Annotated in this window: 11 protein-coding genes; all 11 read right to left on the reverse strand. The window is 71.5% G+C overall.

Translation table 11 applies throughout. The features are described 5' to 3' along the window. Positions 1 to 2: 2 nt before the first annotated feature. Positions 3 to 1,940, reverse strand: a complete 1,938-nt coding sequence (locus tag FR742_RS24340) for an ABC transporter ATP-binding protein (RefSeq protein WP_148033086.1) — start codon at positions 1,938 to 1,940, stop codon at positions 3 to 5. Next, positions 1,937 to 2,806: an ABC transporter permease gene (locus tag FR742_RS24345; RefSeq protein ID WP_148033087.1), complete on the reverse strand. Its 870-nt coding sequence runs from the start codon at positions 2,804 to 2,806 to the stop codon at positions 1,937 to 1,939. The genes FR742_RS24340 and FR742_RS24345 overlap by 4 nt, the downstream gene beginning before the upstream one ends. Further along, positions 2,806 to 3,816 carry an ABC transporter permease gene (locus FR742_RS24350; RefSeq protein WP_148033088.1) on the reverse strand — a complete coding sequence of 337 codons (1,011 nt, stop codon included), beginning with the start codon at positions 3,814 to 3,816 and terminating at the stop codon, positions 2,806 to 2,808. The genes FR742_RS24345 and FR742_RS24350 overlap by 1 nt, the downstream gene beginning before the upstream one ends. 2 nt (positions 3,817 to 3,818) lie before the next feature. Next, on the reverse strand, positions 3,819 to 5,480 hold the full coding sequence (locus FR742_RS24355) for an ABC transporter substrate-binding protein (protein WP_148033089.1): 1,662 nt from the start codon (positions 5,478 to 5,480) through the stop codon (positions 3,819 to 3,821). Positions 5,481 to 5,625: 145 nt separating this feature from the next. Continuing rightward, entirely contained in the window at positions 5,626 to 6,177 is a 552-nt protein-coding gene (locus FR742_RS24360; protein ID WP_148033090.1) for a gluconokinase, read from the reverse strand. Next, positions 6,167 to 7,396: a D-mannonate dehydratase ManD gene (manD, locus tag FR742_RS24365; RefSeq protein ID WP_148033091.1), complete on the reverse strand. Its 1,230-nt coding sequence runs from the start codon at positions 7,394 to 7,396 to the stop codon at positions 6,167 to 6,169. Before manD ends, FR742_RS24360 begins: the two co-directional genes overlap by 11 nt. Positions 7,397 to 7,420: 24 nt before the next feature. Further along, positions 7,421 to 8,044, reverse strand: coding sequence for a bifunctional 4-hydroxy-2-oxoglutarate aldolase/2-dehydro-3-deoxy-phosphogluconate aldolase (locus FR742_RS24370; RefSeq protein WP_222709042.1), 624 nt, complete (start codon positions 8,042 to 8,044; stop codon positions 7,421 to 7,423). 2 nt (positions 8,045 to 8,046) lie between these two features. Continuing rightward, positions 8,047 to 9,195, reverse strand: coding sequence for a galactonate dehydratase (dgoD, locus tag FR742_RS24375; RefSeq protein ID WP_148033093.1), 1,149 nt, complete (start codon positions 9,193 to 9,195; stop codon positions 8,047 to 8,049). A 4-nt stretch (positions 9,196 to 9,199) separates the two neighbouring features. Then, positions 9,200 to 10,015, reverse strand: coding sequence for a carbohydrate ABC transporter permease (locus FR742_RS24380; RefSeq protein WP_148033094.1), 816 nt, complete (start codon positions 10,013 to 10,015; stop codon positions 9,200 to 9,202). Continuing rightward, entirely contained in the window at positions 10,012 to 10,944 is a 933-nt protein-coding gene (locus FR742_RS24385; RefSeq protein ID WP_148033095.1) for a carbohydrate ABC transporter permease, read from the reverse strand. The genes FR742_RS24380 and FR742_RS24385 overlap by 4 nt, the downstream gene beginning before the upstream one ends. A 57-nt stretch (positions 10,945 to 11,001) precedes the next feature. Beyond that, on the reverse strand, positions 11,002 to 12,240 hold the full coding sequence (locus FR742_RS24390; RefSeq protein ID WP_222709043.1) for a sugar ABC transporter substrate-binding protein: 1,239 nt from the start codon (positions 12,238 to 12,240) through the stop codon (positions 11,002 to 11,004). Positions 12,241 to 12,245 lie beyond the last annotated feature (5 nt).

Here is a 12,245-nt window from a genome sequence, read left to right on the forward strand (position 1 = left end):
TGTCACCTCTCTGGTCCTTCGAGATCGGGAAGCGCGCCGGCGCGGCGGCAGGCCACGCGGGCGCGGCCCAGGGTCCGCAGCTCCTGCTCCTCGGTGCGGCAGGCGTCCTCCGCGAACGGGCAGCGCGGCGCGAGCGCGCAGCCGCCGCCCGCGGCGGCCTCCTCCGGGTCCTTGGTCAGACGCACCCGGCCGGTCTCCTCCTCGCCGTCCAGCGAGGGCACGGCGGCCAGGAGCGCCATCGTGTACGGATGCCGCGGCCGGGCGAAGACCTCCTCGACCGGGCCCTCCTCGACGATCCGGCCCAGGTAGAGCACCACGACCCGGTCGCAGAAGCCGCGCACGGTGGCCAGGTCGTGCGAGATGAACACCGAGCCGCGGCCCCGCTCGGCCGTCACCTCGCCGATCACCTTCAGGATCTGCGCCTGTACGGTCACGTCCAGCGCGGACGTGGGCTCGTCGAAGACGATCAGGTCGGGCTCACCGGCCAGCGCCCTGGCGATGCCGACGCGCTGCGCCTGGCCGCCGGAGAGCTCGTGCGGGCGGCGCTCGGCGTACGTCCCGTCCAGGCCCATGCGCTCCAGCACCGCCGCGACCCGCCGGGCCCGTTCGGGCGCCTTGACCCCGGCGGCGCGCAGGGGCTCGGCCACCGCGTCGGCGACGGTGCGGCGCGGGCTGAGCGAGCCGATCGGGTCCTGGAACACGAGCTGGGCGCGGCGGCGCAGGGCGCGCAGCTCCCGCCCGCGCAGACGTGACGGCTCCTGCCCGGCCAGCGTGACCACCCCGCGCGACGGGGTGATCATGCCGAGCATGAGCCGGGCCAGCGTGCTCTTCCCACTCCCGCTCTCGCCGACCACGCCCACGGTCTCCCCCGCCCGCACAGTCAGACTGACCCCACGCAACGCATGGTGCCCCCCCGCCCCGAACCGGCTCCCGTACACCACATGCGCATCCTCAACCCGCACAACCTCATCACCGGAACCAGCGGAAGGGACGGATTCGCCGGACTCGCCGGACTCGGCAGACACCCCCGCACCTACGGGCCGCGCACGGTCGGCGGGATCGGCGCAGTCGGCGGAACCTGCGGCCTGCCCGGCCTGCCCGGCCTGCCCGGCCCCCCCGGATTCCCCGGATTCCCCGGATTCCCCGGACTCGGCGGGGTGTCGGGTTGGGGTGGGGAGGGTGGGGACGGCGGAGAGGAGGGTGCGGGTGTAGGGGGCGGCTGGGGTGGTCAGGATGGCGGTGGTGGGGCCGTGTTCGACGATCGCGCCCGCGTTCAGGACGACGAGGCGGTCGCAGATGCGGGCGATGGACGCGAGGTCGTGGGAGATGAGGAGCACGCCGCGGCCCTCCTCGTCGGCCGCCTCGCGGAACCGGAGCAGGATCTCGCGGGTGAGGGTGACGTCCAGGCCGGTGGTGGGCTCGTCGGCGATGAGCAGCCCGGGGGCGCAGCCGGTGGCGAGGGAGATCATGACGCGCTGCGCCTGGCCGCCGGAGAGCTCGTGCGGGTAGCTGCCGAACCGCCGGGCCGCCGAGCGGATGCCGACGCTCTCGAACAGGTCCACCGCCGCCGAGCGCGCCTGGGAGGCGTCCATGCCCTGGTGGGTCACCAGGCGGTCGGTGAGCTGGCGGCCGATGACGCGGGTCGGGCTGAGCGCGCCGCGCGGGTTCTGGAAGCAGATCGCCGCGCCCGCGCCGCGGTGCGCCGCCAGCGCCGCGGCGTCCATCGTCAGCACGTCCCGATCCTCGACGAGGACCTGGCCGGTGGCGCTGGCGCCGTCCGGCAGGAGCCCCACGACCGATCTGGCGATCATGCTCTTGCCGCCGCCGCTCTCCCCCACCAGCCCGACGACCTCGCCGCGCGCGACCGTGAGGTCCACACCGGCGAGTGCCTGTACGGAACCGATGGCGACCTTCAGGTCCCGGATGTCGAGCAGGGTCATCGGGTGACCCCCGCGCGTTCCTGCAGCCCCTCGCCGAGGAGGCTGAACCCGAGGACGCTGACCAGCAGGAGCAGGCCGGGCGGCACCGAGGTCCACCAGCGCCCGGCGACCACGTCCGCCGAGCCGAGACTGATCATGGCCCCCCACTCCGCCGTCGGCACGGTGACGCCGAGACCCAGGAAGGACAGCCCGGCCAGGGTGAGCATGGCCCAGCCGCAGTTCAGCGGCGCGATGACGCGTACCGGGGTGAGGCTGTTGGGCAGCACGTGCCGCCAGAGGGTGCCCAGGCCGGACGATCCCGACGTCCTGGACGCCTCCACGAACGGCAGCTCCCGCACCGTGCGCACCTCGGCCCGGACGAGACGGGCGTACGCGGGCGCGTTGACCAGGGCGATCACCAGGATCAGCTCGGGCACGCCGCCCCCGAGCAGGGCGGCGACCGCCAGCGCCAGGATGAACGCCGGGAACGCCTGGAACACGTCCAGGATCCGCATCAGCACGTCGTCGACCAGCCCGCCGCGGTACCCGGCGACGATCCCGAGCAGCGTGCCGAGCACCACGGCCAGGGCGACCGACGCGACGGCGACGCCCAGGTCCAGGCGGCCCGCGTGCAGCACCCGGCTGAGGATGTCCATGCCGTTGACGTCGGTCCCCAGCGGGTGCGCCCCGCCGGGCGGGGCCAGCGAGGCCGCCGCGTCGATCTCCTCGGGTCCCCAGCGGACCAGCAGCGGCCCGATCAGCACGGCGAGCACGACCAGCCCCAGGATCACCGACCCGGTCCGGATCAGCGTGGTGGCGAAGCCGCGGTCCGCGGCGGCGGCGGCGCGCGGCGGGCCGGCCTCCCCCGCCGTGGTCAGGTCGGCCATCAGATCCTCACTCTCGGGTCGAGGACGGCGTGCACCACGTCGGCGATCAGGAAGATCAGCGTGTAGCACAGCGCGATCACCACGACCGACGCCTGCACCACCGGGTAGTCCCGGAACAGCAGCCCGCGCAGCGCCCACTGCCCGAAGCCCTGCCAGGAGAAGACGTACTCCACCAGCACCGTCGACCCGATCGCGAACCCGAACACCAGCGCCGCCAGCGCGGGCAGCCGCACCAGGGCGGCGCGGGCGAGATAGCCGCGCAGCAGCGTGCGTTCCGGCAGGCCGTGCGCGGCGGCCGCCCGGTACGCCTCCGAGCCCAGCACCTCCAGCGCCGAGGCGCGCACGCTGCGCATCAGCGGCGCCACGATGACGACGACCATGGTCGCCACCGGCAGCACCAGGTGCCCGGCGGCCGACGCGAACGCCGGGCCGTTGCCGGTGAGCACCGCGTCCAGCAGGTCAGCGCCGGTGATCAGCGACAGGTTCGTGTCCGGGTCGACCCGGCCGCTGGGCGCCGGCACCCAGCCGAGGCCGCTGTACACGACCAGGATGAGCACCAGGCCGAGCCAGAACTCCGGCAGCGAGTTGCCCACCAGGGCCAGCACCCGCAGCGTGTGGTCACCGGCGCGGCCCGCGCGGCGCGCGGACCAGATGCCGAGCACGGTGGCCAGCACCGTCGCGATCGTCACGGCGATCACGACGAGCTCCAGCGTGGGCCCGAGGCGGACGGCCATCTCGCCCATCACCGACTGGCCGCTCTGGATGGACACGCCCAGGTCACCGGTGAACAGCCCGCCCAGGTAGTCCACGAACTGCTGCCACATCGGCTGGTCCAGCCCGTACCGGGCACGCGCCGCCGCCGCGTCGGCCTCCGTGGCGTTGGGGCCGAGGATCGTCCGGATCGGATCGCCGGGCAGCACGCGGACCAGCACGAACGTCACCACGACGACGCCGAGGAGGACGGGCACGGCCTGCAGCAGGCGCCGTGCGGCGAATCGGGCGATCCGCACAGTTATGCCTTGGTCAGGTAACGCAGGCGGGCCAGGCCGTCCATCGGCTGGACCCAGCCGGCGACCTCCTCGCGCACCGGGAGAGTGAAGTTCGGCTGGCAGATGATCACCCACGGCACGTCGGCCGCGAGGATCTCCTGCACCCGGGCCCACAGTTTGAGCCGCTCGGCCTCCTCCACCGTGGTGTGCGACTGCTCGAAGATCTTCTCGATCTCGTCGTTGACGTAGTTGGAGTAGTTCAGGTTGGCGCCCTTGGTGAAGCTGGTGCCGAGCATGTACTCGACGTCGTTGACCCACAGCTGCCCGGCGGTGAGCTGCAACGGGATGCTCTTCTTCTCGCGGCGCTCGCCGAGGGTCGCCGGGTCCAGCGGGGCGAGCTTCAGCTCGATGCCGGCCTTCCTGGCCTCGCTCTGCACCAGCACGGCGATCTGCTGCTGCTCGGCGTTGTCGGCCTCGAAGACGAGCTCGGAGCTGATCGACGGCTTGCCGGCCTCGGCCAGCAGGGCCTTCGCCTTGTCCAGGTCGTAGGCGTAGGGGTAGCCGGTCTCGGCGTAACCCGGCATGTCCAGCGGCACCAGGCTCTTGGCCGGGCGGGCGTCGCCGCCGTACACGTTGCTGATGATCTGCTCGTACGGAACCGCGCAGGCCAGCGCCTGGCGCACCTTGACGTCGTCGAACGGCGCGGTGGCGACCGACATCTGGATGGCCACCTGGTTGTTGCTCGGCGCGGAGATCACCTTGATGCCCTGGGCGTCCTTCAGGTCGGCGACGTCGCGGCGGCTCATCCCGAGGGCGATGTCCACGTCGCCCGCCTCCAGCTGCAGGCGCTGGGTGGCGGCGGCCGAGACCACGGTGAGGCGGATGGTGCTCAGCCTGGCCGGGTCCTGGCCGGGGTAGCCGGTGTTGGCGCTGAGCTCGATCTCCTGGCCCTGGACCGCCTTGGAGACCTCGAAGTAGCCGCCGGTCGGCGGGTTCTTGGCGAACCACTCCTTGGCCCAGGGGTCGGCGTCGGTGGCGTGCTTCTTGGCCTCGGCGGAGTCGAAGACGTACAGGGAGATGGCCTGGATCTGCCGGGTGAGCGCGCTGGGGAACGCCTGGTGGAACTCCACCGTGTAGTCGTCGACCACCTTGACCTGGTCGGCCTCGGTGAGCCCGATCAGCCGGTAGACGCCCGCGACGTTGGCCTTGGCGGCGAACGCCCGGTCCTTGGACCACTTGACGTCGGCCGCGGTCATCTCGTTGCCGCTGGCGAACTTGACGCCCTTGCGCAGCTTCAGCGTCCAGACCTTGTTGTCGGCGTCCGGCTCGAACGACTCGGCGAAGGTGGGGGCGATGCTCTCCGTGTCGAGGATCTGCGCCCCGCCGACGTCCTTCACGCCGTAGTCGATCATGTAGGGGAAGACGTTCTTGAACAGCATGAGCGCGGTGAGGTCGAACCCCACGAAGTCCTGGTCCCAGCTGCTGACGTAGCCGCCCACGGCGATGCGCAGCGCGCCGCCCTCCCCGCCGGACGCGGCCCCCGACGGCTGCGGCTGCTCGCCCCCCTTGGTCCCGGCGGCGCACCCGGCGGCGAGCAGCAGCGCCACGCCGCCGCCGAGCCGCAGCGCCGACCTGCGCGACATCGGCAGCGAGGTGGCGGCGACCGCACGTGAGAATCCGGCCATGGGGGTCCTCCTGGGGGACACGGAAGAGACGACGTGTTCAGTCAGGCCTTCCGTTCACTGAACGCTCCCGCGTGCCAGTTCACCGGTCAGAGTCCTGTCTATCTCTGACGTTGTACCGGTAACCGGGCATTAAGGACAAGGACGTTCAGATAATTTCACCAGAGGGAAACATCCCGCCGGGCAGGCCGAGACGGGTGAGCGCCGCCGCCACCAGCTCGTCCGGCGACAGCGCCACGTCCAGCACCATCCCGGACTCGTCCGGATCGAGGTGCTCCAGGATCTGCTGCTGCGAGTCGAGCAGGCTGGCCGCCATGTAGTGGCCGGTGCGGCGGGTCATCCGGTCCCTGATCAGCTCCGGTGCCCCGTCGAGGTGGACGAACTCCACGTCCGGCGGGCCCTGCCGCAGCACGTCGCGGTAGGCGCGCTTGAGCGCCGAGCACGCCAGGACGGTGGAGACGCCTTCGGCGTGCCGGTCGGCCATCCAGGAGGCCAGGTCGCGCAGCCACGGCCAGCGATCCGCGTCGTCCAGCGGGACGCCGGCGCGCATCCGGGCCACGTTCGCCTCCGAGTGGAACTCGTCCGCCTCGGCGAACCGCAGCCCGGTCGCCTCGCTGATGCCGCGGGCCACGGTCGTCTTGCCCGCGCCCGACACGCCCATGACCACGATGTGCCGGGTGGGCGGACGGTCACCAGTCATGGACGGTGCCGTCCTTGAGCCGGTTGAACGGCAGGTAGGCCGCCTGGTACGGGAAGCGCGCCGCCGCCTCCTCGTCGAGCTCCACGCCGATCCCCGGCAGCTCGCCGGGGTGCAGGTAGCCGTTGGTGAAGCTGAACGACTGCCGGAACACCTCGTCGGTGGCCGGGCCGTGCCGCATGTACTCCTGGATGCCGAAGTTGTGGATCGCCAGGTCCAGGTGGAGTGCGGCGGCCATGCCGACCGGCGAGATGTCGGTCGGGCCGTGGATGCCGGACTTGATCTGGTACTGGGCGGCGTAGTCGAGGAGCTTGCGCATGGCGGTGATCCCGCCGGTGTGGGTGACGGCGGAGCGGACGTAGTCGATGAGCTGCTCGCGGATCAGGGTCTGGTAGTCCCACACGGTGTTGAAGACCTCGCCGATGGCCAGCGGGATGGTGGTGTGCTGCCGGACCAGGCGCAGCGCCTCCTGGTTCTCCGCCGGGGTGCAGTCTTCCAGCCAGAACAGGTCGTACGGTTCGAGGTCCTTGCCGAGCCTGGCCGCCTGGATGGGGGTCATCCGGTGGTGCCCGTCGTGCAGCAGCGGCAGCTCGGGGCCGAACTCGTTCCGTACCGCCTCGAAGACGCCGGGCAGGTGGCGCAGGTAGGCGCGGGTGTCCCAGTCCTCCTCGGCGGGCAGCGGGGTGCGCTGGGCCGGCTCGTAGTCGTACCGCTTGCCGTCGATGCTCGGCTGGGCGGCGACGCCGTACACCGCGTCGACCCCCGGCACGGAGGTCTGCACCCGGATCGACCGGTACCCCAGCTCCAGGTGCAGGCGGATCGAGTCGAACAGCTCCGGCAGGTCGCGGCCCGAGGCGTGCCCGTAGGCCATGATCCCGTTCCGGGAGGCTCCGCCGAGCAGCTGGTAGAGCGGCATTCCGGCGGCCTTGGCCTTGATGTCCCAGAGCGCCACGTCCACGGCGGCGATGGCGGCCATGGTGACGGGGCCGCGCCGCCAGTACGCCGAGCGGTAGAGGAACTGCCAGGTGTCCTCGATGCGGTGCGGGTCCCGTCCGATCAGCAGGGGGGCGACGTGGTCGGCCAGGTACGACGCGACCGCCAGCTCCCGCCCGTTGAGGGTGCCGTCGCCCAGCCCGGTGATCCCGTCATCCGTCGTGATCTTGAGGGTCACGAAGTTGCGGTCGGGGCTGGTGACGATGACGTCCGCTGCGGTGATCTTCACGTGGATGCCTTTCTCAACGAGGGGTCACGACGTCGCGGCCAGGAAGGCGCGGGCCCGCTCGCGCAGGGCGTCCAGGTCGCCGCCGGACGCCGCGTCGCCGACCAGCGGCCCCCCGACGCCGGCCGCGATCGCGCCCGCGGCGAGGAAGCCGGGCAGCTCGGCCAGGCCGACGCCGCCGACCGCGACGAGCGGGAGGTGCGGGAACGGGTCGCGCAGCGCCTTCAGGTAGGCCGGGCCGCCCAGCGAGGCGGGGAAGAGCTTGACCGCGGCGGCGCCCATCCGCGTCGCGGTGTACGCCTCGGTCGGGGTGAGCGCTCCGGCGGCGACCGGGAGCCCTCGCCTGGCCGCCGCGCCGATGGAGTCGACGACGGCCGGGGTGACGACGAACTGCGCGCCGGCGGCGGCCACGTCGGCGACGTCCGCCTCGGTGAGCACGGTGCCGGCGCCGACCAGCGTGCCGGCCGGCGCGGCGGCCCGGATGGCCGCGATGGCGTCGAGCGCGCCGGGGGTGGTCAGGGCCACCTCCAGCACGCGGACGCCCTCGTCGAGCAGCGCGGTCCCGGCGGCGACGGCGGCCTCCCCGCCGGAGCCGCGGATGATCGCCAGCAGCCGGGTGGCGGCCAGCGTGGCGGTGAAGTCGGATGTCATGGTCACCATTCCGCGTAGGAGCCGTCCCGGTGCCGCCAGACGGGGCCGCGCCAGGCGTGTCCCCGCTTGCCGGCCGAGCGCACCGCATGCTCGTCGACCTCGATGCCCAGGCCGGGCCTGGTGAGCCGCTCGACGTACCCGTCGACGAAGGTCAGCGGGGTCTTGTCCACGCAGTAGTCCAGCACGTCGGCGCCCAGGTTGTAGTGGATGCCGAGGCTCTGCTCCTGGATCAGGTAGTTGGGCGTGGCGAAGCCGACCTGCAGGCAGGCCGCGAGGGCGATCGGGCCGAGCGGACAGTGCGGGGCGAGCTGCACGTCGTACACCTCGGCGAGCGCCGCGATCTTGCGCACCTCGGTGATGCCGCCGGCGTGCGAGAGGTCCGGCTGGGCGACCGCGATGCCGGCCTGGAGGACGGGCAGGAACTCCTGCCTGCTGTAGAGCCGCTCCCCCGTCGAGACGGGGATGGTGGTCGAGCGGACGAACTCGCCGATGAGGTGCGAGTTCTCCGGTACGACCGGCTCCTCCAGGAACAGCGGCCGGTACGGCTCCAGCAGCGGCGCCACCCGGCGGGCGCTGGCGAGGGTGAACCGCCCGTGCAGGTCGACGGCGACGTCACGGTCGTCGCCGAGCACCTCGCGGGCGGCGGCCACCCGGGCGACCACGCCGTTCAGCTCGGCGACCGACGCGACCGGGCTCATCCTGCCCGAGGCGTTCATCTTCACCGCGGTGAGCCCGGCCTCGACCTGGGCGGCGACGTGGTCGCGGACCTCGCCCGGCTCGTCGCCGCCGACCCAGCCGTACACCCGGATCCGGTCCCGGACCGGCCCGCCGAGCAGCTGGTGCACCGGGGCGCCGAAGTGCTTGCCCGCGATGTCCCAGAGCGCCTGGTCGAGGCCCGCCACGGCGCTGGCCAGGATCGGGCCGCCGCGGTAGAACGAGCCCTTGGTCAGCACCTGCCAGTGGTCCTCGATCCGCAGCGCGTCCCGGCCGATCAGCAGCTCCGCGAGCTGGTCCACGGCGGTCCTGACGGTCTCGGAACGCCCCTCGCAGGTGGCCTCGCCCCAGCCGACGATCCCGGAGCCGGTCTCCACCCGGACGAAGAGCCAGCGGGGGGCGACGAGGAAGGTCTCGACGCGCGCGATGGTCGTCATCGGCTCAGCCCTTCGTCGCGCCGGCGGTGAGGCCGGAGACCACGTACTTCTGCACGAACAGGGCGATCACCATGATCGGCAGGGTGACCACGGTGGTCGCGGCCATCAGGCCGCCCCAGTCGATGCTGGCGTACCCGACGAAGTCGAAGATCGCGACGGGCAGCGTCTTGGTGTCGGCGTCGGAGAGCACGAGCGCGAACATGAAGTTGTTCCAGGAGAAGATGAAGGACAGGATCCCGGCGGTGGCGATGCCCGGCACCGACAGCGGCAGCGTGATGCGGCGGAACGCGCCGATGTGGGTCAGCCCGTCGACCAGCGCCGCCTCCTCCAGCTCCGTCGGCAGGCTGTCGAAGTAGCCCATCATGATGTAGACCACCAGCGGCAGCGACACGAACATGTGGCTGATGATCAGCACCTCGTAGCCGCCGACCATCCGCAGGTTGGAGAAGACGTAGTACCAGGGCACCAGGAGCGAGACGCCGGGGATGATCCGGGCCATCAGCACCACCAGCGCGGACTTGCGCATGTTGAACCGGCTCATCGAGTAGGCGGCCGGCAGCCCGAGGATCAGCGACGCCACGGTGGCGGCGAACGCCACCCAGAGGCTGTTGACGATGAACGTGACGTAGTTCGCCTGCTGGAGCACCTTGCCGAAGTTGTCCAGGGTGGGCGAGAACACCAGGGCCTTGCCCGGGTCGTAGATGTCGACGTTGGTCTTGAACGCCGCGGCGACCATCCAGACCAGCGGCGCCACCAGGGCGAGCACCACGACGGTGAGCGCCGCCACCCGGAACACCCGGTACGCGAGACTGGGCCTCATCGCCGCGCCTCCTTGCGCCGGGCGGTCAGGGCCCACATCGCCCCGATGATGATCAGGAAGAACAGGATGAGGACGGTGGAGGAGACCCCGTACTCGTTGTAGTCGAAGCTGAGCCCGTAGGCGTACACGTTCAGGGTCTCCACCTCGTGGAACGAGCCGCCGCCGCGGCCCTTGGTGGCGTAGAGGATGTCGAAGGTCTTCAGCGCGTCGATGCCGCGCAGCAGGATCGCCACGGTCACCGTGGGCATCAGCAGCGGCAGGGTGACGTGCCGGAACCGCTGCCAGGTGCTGGCGCCGTCGATCCTGGCCGCCTCCTGCGGCTCCTCCGACAGCGAGGTGAGCCCGGCGAGCAGGATCAGCACCACCATCGGCGTCCACTGCCACACGTCGATGAAGATCGTGGTGGGCAGGGCGGTGTGCTCGCCGGCGAGCCACGGCTGCGGCCCGATGCCGATCCAGCCGAGCACCTGGTTGGCCATGCCGATGTTCGGGTCGAAGATGAGCCGCCACATCATGCCGACCGCGACCGGGGTGGCGACGAGCGGCAGCAGGATCGCGACCCGCACCCACTTCTGCCCCTTGAACGGCCGCCAGAGCAGCAGCGCGATCGCCATCCCGAGGACCATCTCGAACAGCAGCGCGACGCCGGTGAACGTGGCGGTCCGGCCGACGGCGGGCCAGAACCTGGTGGTGTCGGACAGCACGTCGAGGTAGTTCTGGAAGCCGACGAACTCGCTCTCGGCGCGGACCGATCCCTCGGCGTCGGTGAGGCTGAGGTACCCGGTCCAGGCCAGGGGGAACACGAGCAGCGCGGCGACGAAGGTCATCGCGGGCGCGGCGAACAGCCACTTGCGGTGGTCGTTGACCCAGCGCACCCAGCCGGGCGTGCCGGAGGCGCCGCTCGGCGCCTTGCTGGTGATCGTTGCCATGAGGTCTCCAGGGGTGGGCGGGCGGCGGGCGCTCGGCCCGCCGCCCGCGCGTGCCGCTTACTCGGCCTCGTCGTCCAGGAACTGCTGGAAGGCGGTGTGGGCCGTGTCGGCCGAAGCCGCGGCGTCCTTGCCGGTGATCGCGTCGACGATCGGCTGGCCGACGATCTCACGGGCCTCGGCGACCTTCACCACCAGCGGCCGGTCATGGCCGACGCCGTTCTCGGTGCTGGCCGCGATGGCCTCGGCCAGGTCCTCGGGGAAGGTCGAGACGCCCTCGGGGTCGGCCCAGACCGAGGTCCGGGCGCCCGGCACGCCGGACTTCTGCTGGGCGAGCGTCTGCTCCTTGCCCGTGGCCCACTCGATGAACTTCCAGGCGTTCTCGGTGTTCTCGGAGGCGTCGTTGATGCCCAGCGCCCACGACGGGATGTTGTACGGCTTCGAGCCCGCCGGGCCGGCCGGGAACGGCGCGAAGCCCACCTGGTCCGACACCTTGGACTTGTCCGCGTCGGTGGCGTTCTTGTAGAGCGAGTTCGCCTCGGTGTAGAAGGCGGCCTTGCCCTGGGTGAAGATCGCCATCGCCTCGGGCCAGCCCATGTCGGTGCTGACGTTCGCGGGGCCGTAGTCCTTGATCAGCTCGCCGTAGTAGGCGTACGCCTGCTTGGCCGCGTCGGTGCCGACCGCCGACTTGCCGCTCTGGTCGACGAAGTCGCCGCCGAAGCTGTAGAGGAAGCTGGAGAACTGGGTGACCGCCGCGGACTTGCCCGTACGGGCGACGAAGCCGGCGACGTCAGGCTCCGACTCCTTGATCTTGGCGGCGGCGGCCTTCAGCTCGTCCAGGGTCTTCGGCGGGGCGCTCAGGCCGGCCTTCTCCAGCAGGTCCTTGCGGTAGTAGAGGACCTCCTGCTCGGTGATGATCGGGATGCCGACCGGCTTGCTCTCGTACGTGGTGGACTGCACCGGGCCGGGCTGGAAGTCGCTGAAGTCCCAGCTCTCGGACTTCACCCGCTCCGTGAGGTCGGCCAGGTACTTGTTCCTGGCGAAGAGCTTGCCCTCCTGCAGGGGCCGGTACATCATCACGTCGATGTCGGCCGAGCCGGCGTTGAGCTTGACGTTGTACTGGTCGGAGAGCTGGTCCTCGCCGAGCTGGGTGATCTCCACCTTGAGCCCGGTCTGCTTCTCGAACTCGGGCAGTGCCTGCTTGACGTTCTCCGTCCACACGTGGTTGGCCAGGGTGACCCGGACCGTGTCGGACGCACCGCCGCCGCCGTCGCCTCCGCCGCAGGCGGTCAGGCTCATGGCGA

It is taken from the genome of Nonomuraea sp. C10 (genome assembly GCF_008017515.1).
GTDB classification, from domain to species: domain Bacteria; phylum Actinomycetota; class Actinomycetes; order Streptosporangiales; family Streptosporangiaceae; genus Nonomuraea; species Nonomuraea ferruginea.